Here is an 18,000-nt window from a genome sequence, read left to right on the forward strand (position 1 = left end):
AATATAAATATAAGTATTACGTTTACATTGTTTCTTAAGTCCTTATCAAGGAGGAGAAAATGCCAAAGATAGTTTTTATTGGAGCAGGAAGTACCATATTTGCTAAAAATGTGTTAGGAGACTGCATACTAACAGACTCGTTGAAAAATTCTGAGATTGCACTTTATGACATAAATCTGCAAAGGTTAAAAGAATCTGAAGCCATATTGAATAATATTAATAAAAGATATGGCGGACAAGCTACTATAAAAGTTTTTACTGATAGAAAAAAGGCTTTAGAAAGAGCTAATTATGTAATAAATGCTGTACAGATTGGCGGTTATAAACCTTCAACAGTAATAGACTTTGAAATACCTAAAAAATATGGGCTAAGACAAACAATTGCTGATACAGCAGGTATAGGTGGAATATTTAGAGGTTTAAGAACTATACCAGTAATACTTGATCTTGCAAAAGAGATGGAGGAACTTTGTCCGGAGGCGTTACTTATAAATTATTCAAATCCAATGGCCATTATAACTGGAGCTCTTTTAAGAGGAAGCTCGATTAAAACAGTTGGCTTATGCCACAGTGTACAGGTTTGTGTAAAGGATTTGTTTAAGCCATTGGGTATGGATCCAGAGGGGGTTCAGTGGAAAATAGCTGGTATAAACCATATGGCATGGCTCTTGGAAGTAACAAAGGATGGTAAGGATCTGTATCCTGAGATTAAGAAAAAAGCAGCTGAAAGACCTATCCCTCACGGAAATATGGTTAGATATGAGATAATGAAGCATTTTGGATATTATGTAACAGAATCCAGCAACCACCTATCTGAATATACTCCATATTTTATAAAATCTAAGTATCCAGAACTAATAGGAAAATACAATATCGCTTTAGATGATTATATAAGAATGTGTGAAGAGCAAATTGAAAGATGGAATGTAATTGGACATGAACTTCTAAATAACAAGAATCTAGAACATGAAAGAAGTCAAGAGTATGCTTCCTATATACTAGAAGCTATGGAAACAGATAAACCTTTTAGAATTCATGGCAATGTAATGAACACAGGACTTATAACAAACCTTCCGCAGAAGGCAGTTGTTGAAGTACCATGTTTGGTTGATAGAAGTGGAATCACTCCATGTTATGTTGGTGATCTTCCAGAGCAGCTGGCAGCTTTGAATAGAACTAATATTAATATGCAGCTGTTAACTATAGAAGCAGCACTAACTAAAAAGAAGGAGCATATTTATCATGCAGCCATGCTAGATCCTCATACAGCAGCTGAGTTATCCATAGATGATATAATAAGCTTATGCGATGAGTTAATAGAAGCTCATGGGACTTATCTTCCAAAATATGAATAAGTAGTGAAATGTGAGTTTATACTACTTTCGTCTCTAATAATGTTTTGTACTATCAAATGAATTTATTATTTAATTATAATAAAAAATAAAAATCATTAAAGGGGGAACTAAAATGAAAACTAGGAAAATAATTGCAATGATTCTTTCAGCGGCTGTAGTATCAGGTGTACTAGCTGGTTGCGGCAATAAAGAAGCTGCGAAGTCTAATACTGATGCACAAGCTGATAAGCCTTCAAAACCTGTAACAGTTCAATTATGGCATCACTGGGGTTCAGAACAAAGAAAGCCTACTATAACTGGTATGCTTGATGAGTTCAATAAGCTATACAAAGACAAGAACTTAAGTGTTGAAGGAACTTTCGTACCTTTTGGAGATATGGATAAGAAGTTAACTGCAGCAATAGCAGCAGGAAATCCTCCAGATGCAGTAGTTCAGCCAATTGAAGCTGTAGCTGTTATGGCTTCAAGAAACCAGCTCGAGGATTTAACTCCTTATTTACCAGCTGATATTAAAAATAAATACTATGATAATCTTTGGAATACTGTTACATACAATGGAAAGATATATGCTCTTCCATATAATACAGATACAAGATTATTATTCTACAATAAGAAGCTATTTAAAGAAGCTGGTGTAACTGAATTCCCTAAGACTTGGGATGAATTCCTAAAGGTAGCTGATAAGCTTGATAAGAAAGACGGAGACAAATATACTAGATTAACATTCCATCCAATGATAGGTAACTTCGGATTTGATACAATTGCTCTTTCAAATGGTGGAAAAACTGTTGATGATTTTATGAATCCAACAAAGCCAACAATAAATACACCTCAAAACGTTGAAGCATTAGATTGGATGTTAAAGTGGAAAGAAAGATACGGTACTAAGACTTGGACAGAATACATGAATGTAGGTAGTGGAGCTAACGATCCATTTATATCTGGAAAAGTCGCAGTATATGGTAATGTATGTAACTATATTGCTACATTAAAGAAATATGCACCTGATATGGAATATGGAGCAGTACCAATGCCAGTAGGGCCTTCAGGAAAGACAACTGGTTCAGTTGGTGGTGGATTCGTTGTAGTAGTACCTAAGGGAGCAGCTAACCCAAGATGGGGAGCAGAATATGCAAAATTCATGACTGATGACTGGGCAACAACTAAATGGGCTTTAGAGCAAGCTGACGTTATGATTAACAAGAATGCTAATGAAAACGCTGACCTTAAGAAAAATCCAGCATGGCAAGCAGTTATAGACAATATGAAATATACTAACGTTATTAGAAGAATACCTACAGCCCCAAATGCCGGGGGGCCAGTAGGAACTGCTGTAGATAATGTTCTAAAAGCAGGAACTGCTCAGCCTAAGGATGCTTTAGATAAAGCGCAAGCAGAAGTTGAAAAGATGATAAAGGATAATCAAGCCTTAGCTAAATAACGAAGGTTTAATAAGAAGAATATATGGCTGACGAAACTCTCGTCAGCCAAATTTTTAAGGAGGCTTGTCTTTATGGGAAAACCTAAGTATAAAACTACTAAAAGAGAAATTAAAGAAACACTTAAAGGCTATTTATTTATTTCACCATGGATTATAGGATTTTTAATATTTACATTTTACCCAATGGCTTTTTCCCTATATTCCGGTTTCACTTTTTATGATATAACATCTATACAAAAATGGATTGGTCTTAAAAACTATATTAACATATTTACACATGATGAGTATTTTTTAATAGCATTAAAAAATACTGCCTATTATGTAGTATTTAGCGTACCATTTGCAATTATTCTTGCTTTATGTTTAGCACTTCTACTAAACTCAAAGGTTTGGGGGGTAAAAGTTTTTAGAACTATTTACTATCTTCCATCAGTATTATCTGGTGTTGCTGTTACCTTACTTTGGATGTGGATATTCAATCCAAGCGGTGGATTAGCTAACACGCTTTTAAGTTTGTTTGGAATTGCAGGACCATCATGGTTCCAAGACCCTGCTTGGGCAAAACCAGCACTTATCATAATGAGGCTTTGGGGAGTAGGTGGAAGCATGATTATATTTCTTGCTGCGCTTCAGGACGTGCCTAGAACTTTGTATGAAGCAGCTGAAATTGATGGGGCCACAGGCTTTAAGAGATTTTGGCATATTACAGTTCCAATGATATCACCAACAATACTATTTGTAATGATAACAGGTATAAATGGAGCTTTCCAAATATTTGACGGACCATTTATTATATCTGGTGGTACTGGAGGACCGGCTAACTCCACATTGTTCTATAACTTATATCTATATAATAAAGCCTTTCTCGAACTTCAAATGGGATATGCGTCAGCACTTGCATGGGTATTATTTGTAATAGTCTTGATATTTACAGGAATACAAATGTATGCTTCTAAGAAATGGGTACACTACGAAGGGGGAGAGTAATTCATGAAAGAAAATAAGAATAGACAAGAAAAGATGAACTCTGCTTCAGACGAAGTTAAATATAAAAGCAAGAGCAGGATGGAGCTGATTGGAAAGATAATAGTGTTTATTATTTTGATAGCAGGAGCTGCATTTATAATGCTCCCTCTCGTTTGGATGATTTCAACTGCATTAAAGTCAGATAGAGAATTATTTATAAACAGTTCTCTTATCCCACAGGATTGGGTGTGGAACAACTTCCCTAGAGCATGGAAATCAGCGCCGTTTACAATCTATTTAAAAAATACCTTATTCATAACAGGAATGGGTGTTATTGGAGCTCTTATATCTAACTCGCTTGTTGCTTATGGTTTTGCAAAGATTGACTTTAAAGGCAAAAAAGTTCTATTTGCAATGCTTCTTGCAACAATGATGATACCAGGATCAGTTACTATGATTCCAACTTATATATTATTTGCTAAGTTGAAGTGGATAGGAACATTTTTACCTTTAATAATTCCTCCATTTTTCGCAGGTGCATTTAATGTGTTTTTAATAAGACAGTTCCTAATGGGAATACCAAACGATTATTCAGAAGCAGCTAAGATAGAAGGGGCTAATGAATTCATGATTTACTCAAGAATTATTCTTCCATTATGCAAGCCTGTCTTAACAGCTATAGCTATATTTGAATTTAACGGCAAATGGAATGACTTTATGGGGCCATTGCTTTATTTAACAAAAGAAAAAATGTATACACTTCAAATGGGACTTAGAACTTTCCAAAGCTCTAATGGTATGGAGTGGCAAATGTTTATGGCTGCATCACTTATAGTATTGCTGCCAGTAGTAATCATATTCTTCACATTACAAAACTACTTCATCGAAGGAGTATCAATGTCAGGTATTAAGGGATAACCTGAATCAGGCTCCTATGGGCAAAATGGAGGTACAGCAAGTTGAATAAAAGAAAGCTCTATATGATAGGCAACTCTCATATAGATCCAGTATGGTTTTGGAGATATGAAGAGGGTCTTCAAGAAGTAAAAGCAACCTTTGCTTCTGCTCTTGATAGAATGAATGAGTACGAGGAATTTAAATTTACCTCAAGCTCGGTTGCTTTTTATAAGTGGATTGAAAAAATACTGCCGAATATGTCTGAAAAAATAAAAAAAGCAGTTGATAGTGAAAAATGGGAGATAGTAGGGGGCTGGTTTGTAGAACCAGACTGCAACCTTCCTAGCGGAGAAGCATTTGTTAGACAAGGACTTTATTCTCAAAGATATCTAAAAGAGAAATTTGGAAGGATTGCTAAAGTTGGGTTTAATATAGATAGCTTCGGTCATAATTCTAATCTCCCTCAGCTGCTTAAGAAAAGTGGTATAGATAGTTATATCTTTATGAGACCAGGAGATAAGGAAATGGAGCCTGTGTTTAACTGGATTAGTAAGGATGGAAGCAGTGTTGTTACATGTAGGCTTCCAGGAGAATATACTACTTGGTTTAGGGAGCAAACAGTTAACAACATAGAACACACCTTAAACAATATGGGAAGTTTTCGTGAAATGGTATGTTTTTATGGAGTCGGTAACCATGGAGGAGGACCAACGAAAGCTAATATTGAAAGCATTAGAGAACTTATGAAAGAATACGAGGAAGTTGAGCTTGAATTTTCTAATCTAAAAAGCTTTTTTAATAATATAAGAAAATATAAGCTTCAGGAGTTTGAGGGTGAGACAAGAAGAATTAATGTTGGCTGCTATTCCGTAGATTCTGAGATTAAATCTTTAAATAGAAAGTCGGAAACAGCAGCAGTAAGAGCTGAAAAAATAGCTGTTCTTCCAAAGCTAATTGGAGGAATATATGAAAGTTTAAATAAAGACTTTGAAAAAATATGGGAAATCATTAATTTTAACCAGTTTCATGACACACTTGCTGGCACGGCTATTAAGGAAGCAAGAGACGAGGCGGTTATGCAGTTTGGAGCAGTAATCTCTAAAGCAAACTTTATAAGAACTGTTTCAATACAAAATTTCGTGAATGAAATAGACACTCGAGGAAAGGGGTTTCCTTTAATATTATTTAATACAAATGGATATGAGTTGAAAGATCAGTACGTGGAAGTAGAGTTAAATTGGTTTTGTAAGGCGCCATTAACAATTATAGATACAGCTGGAAGTGAAGTGGAATACCAAAGAATTAAAACTTCCTGTACTATGATAAACAGAAACATTGGGGGAAGAAGAAGGATAATCTTCAAGGCTGATATACCTCCTATGGGATTTAGTATATATAGATTAATTGAAGAAAATCCAAGATTGATTTCGAAAATCTCTGATGAAGTAGATAATTTTACTTTAGAAAATAAGTTTATAGCTTTAAGATTTAATAAAGACACTGGTCTTTTATGTAGTCTTATAGACAAAAAGAATCAGTATGAAGCTCTTACAAATCAAATAAGCCATAAAATTTATAAAGATACAAGAGATACATGGGGACATGGAGACAATAGTCAATTTCATTATCTCGGAGAAGATTTTAAACTTAGCGATATAAGAAAAATTGAAACAGGCGTTCATAGAAGTGTTATAAGAGCTATCTATAACTATGGAACCTCTACACTAGAACAGCATTATATACTCTACAAAGATTGCGATTATGTCGCAGTTAAAAACCATTTAGTATGGAATGAAAAGCATAAGCTACTTAAGATGAGCCTGCCTTTAAATATAAGTAATTTGATGACACGAGCAGAAATTCCATACAGCTTTATTGATAGACAAGCTATAAACGGCAGTGAAGAATTTATGCATACCTGGTTAAATGCTTATGATAAAGCTAGTGATTCAGGTACACTTATAATTAACGACTCTAAGTATGCCTATAGCATTAATGATAATAATTGCGAGCTAACCCTAGTAAGAAGTGCTATTTACGCTCAAGGAACCTGCGAAGGCTGGTACAGTGAGAATGATACCTATAGATATACGGATCAGGGTGAACAGGACTTTACACTTATATTTAAGCCTCACGGAAACAAAATAGAGAACTATGAAGCGGTTAGACTAAGCAATTTGATTAATGTGGATTTAGATTATATTGCAGATACAAATCACTTAGGCAGGCTTAAAGAGCAGAAGGTTGGTTTTATACTCATAGATAAGGATAATATTATGCTGTCTGCAGTAAAACAAGCTGAAGATGATGAGGACATAGTTGTAAGACTGTATGAAACTGATGGTATAGCCACAACTACAGAAATTGCTATAGCCTGTTGCAAGAAGAAGCTAATACTAGAATTTAAGCCTTGTGAAATAAAAACTATAAAAGCATCAAAAAATGAATATAAAGAACTAAACTTACTGGAGTTTGGAGGAGACTAAGTGGATAATAAAAAAATTTACATGATAGGCAATTCTCATATAGACCCCGTTTGGCTTTGGAGATCCGGAGAAGGCTTTCAGGAGGTTAAGTCTACCTTTGCTTCAGCACTTGATAGAATGAATGAGTTTCCTGAGTTTGTATTTAATGCAAGCTCAGTAATTTTTTATAAGTGGATTGAAGAAAACCTGCCTGAGATGTTTGAAGAGATAGTTAAAAGAGTTAAGGAAGGTAGATGGAATATAGTTGGAGGCTGGTGGATTGAACCAGATTGCAATATCCCTTCTGGAGAGTCTTTTGTACGTCAAGGTTTATATTCCCAAAGATATTTAAAAGAAAAGTTTGGACAGATAGCTTCCGTTGGCTACAACGTAGACAGCTTTGGACATAACGGGATGCTTCCTCAAATACTTAAGAAAAGTGGCTTAAGCTCTTATGCAGTAATGAGACCGCACAGCGCATGCTTAGAACTTCCTTCACCTCTATTTAAATGGAGGGCTAAGGATGGAAGCGAAGTTACAGGCTGCAGGCTTGAAGGAGAATATACAGCTTGGACAAAAGTTGGTGTGGAGAAAAATCTTGAATCTACCTTAAAATCAATGGAGGAAAAGAATCTAGATAAAATGGTTTGCTTCTATGGTGTAGGAAATCATGGTGGAGGACCTACTATAGATAACATTAAGTCCATTAGAGAAATCGATGATGAAAGACCTGATTTAGATATCAAATGCAGCTCATTAGAAGAGTTTTTTAAAGACTTGGAAGGCAAAGAAATGCCTGTGTATGATAAAGAACTTCAAAGAATCTTTCCAGGATGCTTCTCTGTGGACTCTGAAATAAAAAAATTTAATAGGGCAAGCGAAAACCTTGCACTAAAGAGCGAACGTTTAGCTGCTTTGGGTGCTTTAATTGGAAAGAGAAAATATCCTGCTGAAGCTATAGAAAGCATGTGGGAACTTATACTTTTCAATCAATTCCACGATATACTTGCAGGAACATCAAGAGAGGAAGGAAGAAATGATGCAATAGAAGAGTTTAAGGGTGCGTTAACTCTAGGCAGAAGAATACTAAATAACAGTGTTCAGGCTATAGCAAACAGCATCGACACAAGAGGCGAAGGCTTCCCATTAATACTGTTTAATCCAAACTCCTACGATATTGAAGAAGTTGTAACAACAGATGTATATTGGCAGGTAAGAAAGCCTTTAAGACTTAAGAGTCCGGATGGAGAAGAGGTATTATATCAGGAAACTAAGCACGAACTAATAGCTAAGGACAGCAGAAGAAGAATAGTGTTTAAGGCTAAGGTTCCGGCAATGGGCTATGCTGTGTACAGAATGCTTCAAGAGAAGGTCACTGTAGAAGGAAGCATGATGAAAATTGAAAACTATGTGCTGGAAAACAACCTTATAAAAGCAACCTTTGATGAAACTACAGGAAAGATAAAGAGCATTATAGATAAATCCACGGGCTATGAGGCTTTAAAGGGAGACGTAGCCTTCAAGGTTTACAAGGATGAAAGAGACACCTGGGGCGCAGAAGGAAAAGCAGAGGAACTTTTAGGTGAATTCAAACTTGTTCAGATAAAGGTTGAAGAAGAGGGAGAAAACAGAAGCATACTAAGAGTTATGTTTGAGCATGGAAAATCCACGCTGCTTCAATACTACTATCTTTACAAGGATGCGGACTATATAGAGGTTAAAAATAGATTGTTCAACCTGGAGAAAAACAGATTGATAAACTTGTCAATCCCAGTAAATGTTGAAAGACCAGTATTTAGGGGAGAGATACCTTACGGCTTTGAAGATAGAGCTTTCTATAATGGGGAAGAATATTTTGCTCACAGCTATGCAAGAATTTTTGAAGAAAGTACTGGTCAGGGAATTATAGTTGCCAACGATTCAAAATATGGCTATAGAATGTTTGGAAACAACTACGAATTGATCCTTTCCAGAAGCTCAGTATTTGCAAGAGGTAGTGGCGATGTAATCAATGAGGATAAGGAAAACAGATATACTGACCAAGGCGAACTTGAATTTAACTATATAATAAAAGCGCATGGCAAGGCTGTGAATAACTTTGATGCAATAAAGCTGGCAAGCAAGATAAACTTAAGCTATGAGTATTTGGCAGATAATCTTCACAGAGGAGATATATCCTTAAGAAGCAAGGGTTTTATAAGTGTGAGTAAAGAAAATATTATTGTTAATGTAGTTAAAAGGTCTGAGGATGATGAAAGCTTTATAGTAAGGCTTTATGAAACAGAAGGATTAAATACAGAATGCTTACTAAGTTTTTTAGGTAAACAGTGTGAGCTATCCTTTGGACCTTGTGAAATAAAAACTATAAAAATCAATATTGGGACAAACAATATAAGAATAAAAGAAGTTAACTTGTTAGAACTATAAAAACTTTAAGAGGCTTAAGAATTAATAATTCTTAAGTGCAAAAAAGGAATACAAGAGGTGAAGACGAATGAAAGATAAAACACTTTATATGATAGGAAATGCTCACTTGGACCCAGTTTGGCTGTGGCAGTGGCAGGAAGGTTTTCAAGAGGTTAAGGCAACCTTTAGATCAGCTTTAGACAGAATGAAGGAATATCCAGACTTTGTTTTCAATAACAGCTCTGCAGCCTGCTACGAGTGGATAGAAAACAACGAACCAGAAATGTTTGAAGAAATAAAGGAAAGAATCAAGGAAGGCAGATGGGTATTAGTTGGAGGATGGTGGATACAGCCAGACTGCAATATACCTTCAGGAGAATCCTTTGCTCGACAGGCTTTATATGGTCAGCACTACTTCAAAGAAAAATTTGGAGTTACCGCAAAGGTTGGCTATAACGTAGACAGCTTCGGACACAATGGAATGCTTCCTCAAATTCTAAGCAAAAGTGGACTTAACAATTATGTATTCTTAAGACCAGGCCCACATGAAAAAGGACTTCCCAATGGATTGTTTCTATGGGAATCAAATGATGGCACACAGGTAACTGCTTTTAGAATTCCATACGAATACTGCAGCTGGGGTAAACAGTTAAACAATCATGTACTAAGGTGTGCAGCAGAAACTAAGGCACCAATTAATGAAATAGCTTGCTTCTTCGGAGTAGGAAATCATGGGGGAGGACCTACTAAGGAGAATATTGAAAGTATACACCAGTTAAATGAAAGAGAAGAGTATCCAAATCTTAAAATTAGTTCTTTAAATGATTTCTTTGAAGCTGTAAAAAAATATGAACTTCCAGTAGTTCATGGGGAGTTAGTTCACCATGCCAGCGGCTGCTATGCTGCTCACTCTGGAGTTAAGATGTGGAACAGAAAAGCTGAAAACAAGCTTTTAGCTGCGGAAAAATTTTCAGTAGTTTCAAGCGTTTTGGCTGGACAACCTTATGTTGAGGATTATAGAAAAGCCTGGAGAAACGTCCTCTTTAATCAATTCCATGACATATTGGCAGGTACAAGCATTGAACCAGCTTATGATGATGCTAGGGATATGTATGGTGAAGCAATGAGCATAGCAGGAAGAGGACTTAACTATGCAGTGCAAGCTATTTCCTGGGACATAAATATAGAGCAGATTGAAGGTATGAAACCAATAGTTGTGTTCAACCCACACAGCTTTGAAAGCAAGGTTAACGTTGAGCTTGAATCCAGCACCGTTAAGGAAGGCTTTATACTTGTAGACGAAGAAGGCAGGGAAATACCGCTTCAAATGGTTCACTCTGCTGCAACCGCTGGTGGAAGATGCAAGATAAGTTTTATAGCTGAACTTCCTGCACTAGGCTACAGAGTTTACAAGATTTTAAAAAAGGCATCGATTTTAAATGCAGAGACTGTAGAATGCAGCGATACAGTTATGGAAAACAAAAATTACAGACTTGAATTTGATGGGGAAACTGGTTTTATAAAGGGCCTTCTAAAGAAGGATACAGATTCTCAGTTGTTCTCAGCACCAGCTGCAAGACCTATAGTTGTAGAAGACAATAGCGATACTTGGTCACACAATGTTAGAAGATATGACAAGGTTGTAGGCGAGTTCAAGTTAAAGAGCATTAAGAGACTTGAATACGGACCAGTTAAATCAACCATTAGAGTAGTTAGTGAATACGGTTCTTCAAAAATAGTTCAGGATTTTACAATGTATAATGAATTAAATCAAATAGATGTAAATGTACTTGTAGATTGGCATGAAAAGTTTAAGGTGCTTAAGCTTAAGTTTCCAACAAATATTATTTTCAGAAAGGGTACTTTTGAAATACCTTACGGCCACATCGAAAGGGAATTAGATGGTGAAGAGTATCCAATGCAAAATTGGATGGATATAACTGGTTCAGTACCAGATAGGAGCGATATAGTTGGAGTATCCATATTAAATGATGGAAAGTACAGCTACGATGTATTAAATAGAGAAATAAACCTAACTGTGCTTAGAAGCCCTATATATGCTCACCATGATCCATTAGTACCAGACCCAGATGGAGAATATTCCTTCATAGATCAAGGAATTCAACAGTTTAACTATACAATCTATCCTCATAATGGAAGCTGGGAAGAAGCTGAGACAGTAAACAGAGCTCTTGAGCTTAACCAAAAGCCTGTTGTAATAATTGAAACCTATCATAAGGGCAGCCTTCCACAAAAGGATTGCTTTATGAGCATAGACAAGAATAACATAGTTCTCAGCGCAATGAAAAAAGCAGAAGACAATGATGATATTATTATAAGATTATATGAAACAACCAGAAAGGAAACTGAAGTTGCTATTAAGCTTCCAAAGCTTGAAAGGACAATAAATTCTATATTCAAGCCTTGCGAAATAAAAACTTATAGAATACCTATGGATCCTGAAAAGCCAGTGGTTGAAACTAATCTTTTAGAATGGATTGAGTAATAATGCTAAGCCTCTGTGTTTAACAACATAGGGGCTTGTTTATTAACTAAAATAATTAAGATTAATCAGGAGTGGATAACATGAAGCTTTTAAGTAATTTTTATCAGGTTTCAGGCGAAGTGCTTACTCATAGATTTGATGCAACAGCCTATTTAGTAAACTGTGGAGAGTTTTCAGTACTTATAGACTGCGGAACGGCAGAAGGCTATGAAAAACTTATAGAAAATATAAAAAAGTGCGGAGTTGAGCCTGAAAATATTAAATACATTTTTGGAACCCATGGACACTATGACCACGTTGGAGCAGCTTATCTTTTCAAAGAAAAGTACGGTACTGAAGTATTTCTGCATGAAAAGGATGTTGAGAGAGTTGAAAGCGGAGATGGAATGAAAACAACAGCTGAGCTTTTGTATGGAAAAAGCTTTACAGCTTTTAAGGTTGATAGAATTTTAAAGGGAGGTGAAAACTTCAGTTTTGGATATATAAATATTGAAGTAATACACACTCCAGGCCACACTCCAGGCGGTGTATGCTATGTTTTAGAAACCACAGGCTTAAAGGTGCTTATTGCTGGAGATACCTTGTACGGAGGTTTCAGCGCTAAAATTGACTCAAATGAAGAGGATTGGAAAAAGTCACTGGATAAACTTTGCGACAGGCAGTTTGATTTGATGGTGATTGGTCACTCAAATCCAACTTTATTAGGGGACGCACAAGACAGGCTTAATGATGCAAGAAACAGCTTTGCACATTATTATAATCCATGGTTTAAGACCTTTAAGGATAAATATAAATATTAGTTTATATTATAGGTGGTGGGACAAATGAATAAAATAAATTTAAACGATAGAGACTGGAAATTGGCATGGTACAACGGAGAAGAATGGTTTATAAGAAACGACTATAGAAATGAAAGATTGTTGGGCTTTATACCAGCACAGGTGCCTGGAGTTGTGCAGGAGGATCTTTTAGAGCAGGGCTTTATTGAAGATTTATATTATGACATGAACTCCATGAAGACTGAGTGGGTGCCTCAAAGAAACTGGCTTTATAAAAAGTTTTTAGACATAGATGCTTCTCTTAAGGGAAAAAGGCTTAGACTTCATTATGAAGGCGTGGATTATTCCGCAAAGTTTTATATAAACGGCATTTTACTAGGACAGCATGAAGGAATGTTTGAGCCTGTCGAGTTTGATATTACAGAACATGTAAAGTATGGAGAAAGAAATATCATATCAGTTGCTATTGACGAAGCTCCACAGGAGCAATGCCAGATAGGTTACACAAGCAAGGTAAAGACAACAAAGGCAAGAGTAAACTACTGGTGGGACTTTGCACAAAGGATTATTCCTCTTGGCATTTGGGATGAGGCTTATATTATAGTTGACGATGGAGTGAGTATTGATAATGCGAGGATCCTCACAGAACTAAATGAAAGCTTTAAGGAAGGTAAAATCTATACAGAGCTTGAGATTGGTTCTATAAGAGTTACAGAAATAAAGGCTGAAATAAAAATAAAAATTAATGATGATGTAGTTGCTGAAAAAGCCTTGCCTGTATGTTTAAAGAAGGGCTTTAATACAGCAAATATTTATATAGATATATATGAACCAAAGTTGTGGTGGCCTAATGGCTATGGAGAGCAGAGCTTATATAAACTTGAAGTGAGCCTAATAGAGGACAATAAGCAAATATACGGCCACAAGGAAGCGTTCGGCTTTAAAACCGTTAAAATGCTTGCTAATGAAGGCTTTGAAAAAGCGCCAAACTACAAGTTCAACGTAAATGGAAAAAGCATTTTCATAAAGGGCTGGAATTGGGTGCCTATAGATTTGCTTTACGGAAGAGACAAAACCGAAAGGTATGAACACCTTTTAAATCTTGCGAAAGAGGCTAATGTTAACTTAATAAGAGTATGGGGCGGAGGCCTTATAGAAAAGGATATATTCTATAAGCTTTGTGACAAATTTGGGATAATGATATGGCAGGAGTTCAATCACTCAAGCTCGGGTATTGAAAACAAACCAAATGATGAAAAGTGGTATATCGATATGTTCCGTCAGTATGCAGTAGCAGCAGTAAGGAAAAGAAGGAATCATGCATCCCTTGCTTTATGGTGCGGAGGCAACGAGCTCATCTCCGACAGCGGCATGCCTCTTGATAACGATATCCCAATGCTTGCAGAGTTTAAAAAGGTTGTTGAAGAGCACGGAAACAATCACTTGTATTTACCAACCTCACCATTTGGAAAGGTATTTGGTCTGAATTTAGATAATACTAGGAGAAAAGGCGAGCTTTACGATATTCACGGCCCTTGGGCATATCAAGGTGTAGAGCTTCAGTATAAACTTTACAATGAAAACAGCTGTGCACTTCAAAGCGAGTTCGGAGTTGAGGGAACAGTTGACTACGAAACTTTAAAGAAATTTATGCCTGAAGATAAAATGTGGCCTCCAACTAGAGAAAACAGACACTGGAGCCATCACGGCGCTTGGTTTATTAATTACGACATGATGTGCAAAACATTTGGACAATTAGATGATATAAAAGAATATTGCAAGCTTAGTCATTACCTGCAGGCTGAAGCTTTAAGATACGCTGTCGAAGCCAACAGAAGAAGGACTCTCCAATGTGGAGGAACCTTACCTTGGCAGTTTAACGAACCTTTCCCTAATGGGGTAGGTACTGCTAGTATTAATTACTATGGTATTCCTAAAATGTCCTATTATTATGTGAAAAAAGCTTATGCACCAGTAAACGTGAGTTTAAAATATTCTTCACAGTCTTTTAAGGATAAGTTAGATTTTGAGGTATGGGTAAATAGCAGTAACGATATAGTCCGGGAAAGTGAAAGTTATGTGAAAATATACAGCCTAAGGGGACAAAAGCTATATGATAAGAAATACAACGTCGGTTGTCTAGAAGCTGAAAAAGCAATTAGGTTGTCATCCGAGAGCATTACGACGGACGAGAAAATATTAATAATAAGGGTTAGCTCGACTTTATCTCAAGAATATAATGAGTATATATTTGTTAAAGGTGAGGACCTTTCAACTTTAAGAAACCTTGAAGGTGCAACGTTACAATACGAAAAACATAAGGGAAAAATCAAGTTTTTTAATCCAGGTGAATATGCAGCCTTGTTTGTTTACGTTAATAAGGCAGTTGATGATAATTACTTCATAATTCTACCTAAGGAACAGAAAGAGATAATCCTTAAAGATGATATAGATGATATAAGAGTAGAATACTTTAATAAGTAGAAATAAATATTTTGATGCCATCCCAAAAGTCTATTTGTGTAATAAAAACTACATAAATAGACTTTTTATTATATATAGCTTTAATCCAACATTATACCATGTTTTAATAACACCCTTCTATTTATAAAACTGCTTATATAAGTAAAATATAAGTATAAGTAATAGTGAGTATAAATAGAATTACAACTTAAAAACATACAGTGTTTATAAGTCTTGGAAACGATTTATAAAGTGGATAAAGGGAGAAGCGACATGAAAAACGACAGTAAAAAAACACTCCATATGATTGGCAATTCTCATATCGATCCAGTATGGCTTTGGAGATGGCAGGAAGGCTTCCAGGAAGTAAAGGCCACTTTTTCTTCTGCACTGGATAGGATGGGCGAATACCAAGAATTCAATTTTACAGCTAGCTCAGTTGCTTACTATAAATGGATAGAAGAAATAGCTCCTGAAATGTTTGAGAAAATCAAACAGAGGGTAAAAGAAGGTAGATGGCAAATAGTAGGAGGCTGGTTTGTTGAACCAGACTGCAATATTCCTAGTGGAGAGTCTTTTATTAGACAAGGGCTTTATTCACAAAGATACTTAAAGAAAACTTTTGGGGAGATGTGCAAGATAGGATACAACGTAGACAGTTTTGGTCACAATGCTATGCTCCCACAAATACTAAAGAAGAGCGGGTTTGATTATTACTTGTTTATGAGACCTTCAGAAAATGAAAAGCATTTAGATAGTCCTCTTTTCCAGTGGAAAAGCGAGGATGGAAGCGAAGTAATAACCTGCAGACTTCCAGGTGAATATACTGCTTGGTTTAAGGAGCATTTGCTAAAGAATATAGAAAGAACCTTAGCTACTATGGAAAACTACGATGAGATGCTTTGTTTCTACGGAGTTGGAAACCACGGCGGTGGACCTACAATACAGAATATAAACACTATTTTTGATCTGAAAAAAGATGAAAACATGCCCGATTTAATATTCTCAACAGTGGAGGATTTCTTTAATAAGATAGATAAAACAAAACTTCCTGTATACAAGGACGAAATGCAGCATCATTCAGTAGGTTGCTATTCAGCGGATTCTGAATTAAAGAGCTTAAATAGAAAAGCAGAAAATGTGCTTATGGTTACTGAGAAGCTTGTAGCCATGTCAAAAATGATTGGCTGGAACAAGAAATCAAATCAGGAAATTGAAAAAGCTTGGGAGCTGCTGCTGTTTAATCAATTCCATGATATTTTAGCAGGAACCTCCATAGAAGAAGCAAGAAACGATGCAGCTGCACAGTTAAATTCGGTAATTAATAAAGGAGAGGTTATAAGTAATACAGCTATTCAAGCTATTGCTAACAAAATAGATACCTCTGGAGAAGGCTATCCTTTAATTTTATTCAACACTAATTCATATGACTTCGATGAATGGGCTGATATCGAGATAGCTTGGGATTGCAAAAGGTCATTGACAATAGTTGATGAGCTTGGGAATGAAGTGACCTATCAAAGGATTAAAACTTCTGCTGCCACTATAAATGTCAATTTTGGTGGAAGAAGAAGGCTTGTTTTCAAAGTCAGCATACCTGCTTTTGGCTATAGAGTTTATAGAATTTTTGATAGAGAGCCTTCAGTAACAAAAGAATCTATGAATATTTGTGATAATGTTCTTGAAAATAAAAATATTAAAGTGATCTTCAGCAAAGAAACAGGAAATATATGCAGCATCTATGATAAGAAAAACAACTATGAGCTTCTAAAGGGAGAAGCTATTGCTAAGGTAATAAAGGATGAAAGCGACACTTGGGGTCATGGTGTAACTAAGTTCGATGAAGTTATAGGGCAATTCAAGGTCATCGATATTAAGATTGTAGAAACAGGGTGTAACAGAACTACTATAAGAGTTACCTCAATCTATGGGGAATCCAAACTTGAGCAGTTTTACTACTTGTATGAAGATGCTGATTATATAGGGGTTAAAAATATCCTTAACTGGAATGAGAAGCACAAGATGCTGAAATTTTCTATGCCCATTAATGTTGAAGTCCCTAAGCTTGTTTGCGAGATACCTTACGGATACTTAAATAGAGAATCTTATGAAGGACACGAAGAAATTGCGCACAGCTGGGTGAAAATAGAAGAAAAACATAAGAATTATGGTGTTGTTATAGCTAACGACAGCAAGTATGCTTATGATATGACAGGCAATGTATATAACATGACTGTATGCAGAAGCCCTGTTTACGCTCATCATGATCCGGCACCAATAGAAGAAGGCATGAGCTATAGATATATGGATCAGGGAGAGCAAACTTTCTGTTATGTAATAAGCTTCGATGAGAAAGCTGGATATCAAAAGGCAAATAGATTATCAGATATTATTAATATAGGATATGAGTACTTAATTGATACTTATCATAAAGGCGATATGAAAGCGCAGAGTAAGAGTTTAATTAATATAGACAAAAAGAACGTAGTAATTGAGGTTTTAAAAGAAGCAGAGGATATAGAAGGGTACATCTTAAGAATGTATGAAACTGAAGGAATTAAAACCAAAGTTCAGCTAGATATGAAGGTTTTAAATAAGAAATATGATTTGAGTTTTTTACCATGCGAAATAAAAACTTTATTGATTGCAGGTGAAGAACAAGATTATATATGCAGGGAAGTAAATATGTTGGAAATTTAAAAAGTTATGAACTTAAGGAACG

Annotated in this window: 10 protein-coding genes; all 10 read left to right on the top strand. The window is 35.8% G+C overall.

Annotated elements, in window-relative coordinates; translation table 11 throughout:
• The first annotated feature begins 59 nt into the window (after positions 1-59).
• The 10 genes from NBE98_RS14810 to NBE98_RS14855 all read left to right on the top strand — a co-directional run bounded on the left by NBE98_RS14810 (position 60) and on the right by NBE98_RS14855 (position 17,978).
• Entirely contained in the window at positions 60-1,355 is a 1,296-nt protein-coding gene (locus tag NBE98_RS14810; RefSeq protein WP_250815782.1) for an alpha-glucosidase/alpha-galactosidase, read from the top strand.
• 112 nt (positions 1,356-1,467) lie between these two features.
• Positions 1,468-2,796 carry an ABC transporter substrate-binding protein gene (locus tag NBE98_RS14815; RefSeq protein WP_250815783.1) on the top strand — a complete coding sequence of 443 codons (1,329 nt, stop codon included), beginning with the start codon at positions 1,468-1,470 and terminating at the stop codon, positions 2,794-2,796.
• A 72-nt stretch (positions 2,797-2,868) separates the two neighbouring features.
• On the top strand, positions 2,869-3,783 hold the full coding sequence (locus NBE98_RS14820; protein ID WP_250815784.1) for a carbohydrate ABC transporter permease: 915 nt from the start codon (positions 2,869-2,871) through the stop codon (positions 3,781-3,783).
• Positions 3,784-3,786: 3 nt separating this feature from the next.
• Entirely contained in the window at positions 3,787-4,680 is an 894-nt protein-coding gene (locus NBE98_RS14825) for a carbohydrate ABC transporter permease (protein ID WP_250815786.1), read from the top strand.
• Between the two features lie 41 nt (positions 4,681-4,721).
• Positions 4,722-7,145 carry an alpha-mannosidase gene (locus tag NBE98_RS14830; protein ID WP_250815787.1) on the top strand — a complete coding sequence of 808 codons (2,424 nt, stop codon included), beginning with the start codon at positions 4,722-4,724 and terminating at the stop codon, positions 7,143-7,145.
• Complete coding sequence (locus tag NBE98_RS14835) at positions 7,146-9,551, top strand: alpha-mannosidase (RefSeq protein WP_250815788.1); 2,406 nt, start codon at positions 7,146-7,148, stop codon at positions 9,549-9,551.
• A 67-nt stretch (positions 9,552-9,618) separates the two neighbouring features.
• Complete coding sequence (locus NBE98_RS14840) at positions 9,619-12,036, top strand: alpha-mannosidase (protein ID WP_250815790.1); 2,418 nt, start codon at positions 9,619-9,621, stop codon at positions 12,034-12,036.
• Between the two features lie 80 nt (positions 12,037-12,116).
• Positions 12,117-12,836, top strand: a complete 720-nt coding sequence (locus NBE98_RS14845; protein ID WP_250815791.1) for an MBL fold metallo-hydrolase — start codon at positions 12,117-12,119, stop codon at positions 12,834-12,836.
• Between the two features lie 24 nt (positions 12,837-12,860).
• Entirely contained in the window at positions 12,861-15,299 is a 2,439-nt protein-coding gene (locus tag NBE98_RS14850; RefSeq protein WP_250815792.1) for a glycoside hydrolase family 2 protein, read from the top strand.
• Between the two features lie 252 nt (positions 15,300-15,551).
• Positions 15,552-17,978 (top strand): alpha-mannosidase, encoded by a 2,427-nt coding sequence (locus NBE98_RS14855; RefSeq protein ID WP_250815793.1) that lies wholly within the window; start codon positions 15,552-15,554, stop codon positions 17,976-17,978.
• The last annotated feature ends 22 nt before the right edge of the window (positions 17,979-18,000 follow it).

The sequence above is a fragment of the Clostridium swellfunianum genome (assembly GCF_023656515.1).
GTDB lineage: Bacteria > Bacillota > Clostridia > Clostridiales > Clostridiaceae > Clostridium_AT > Clostridium_AT swellfunianum.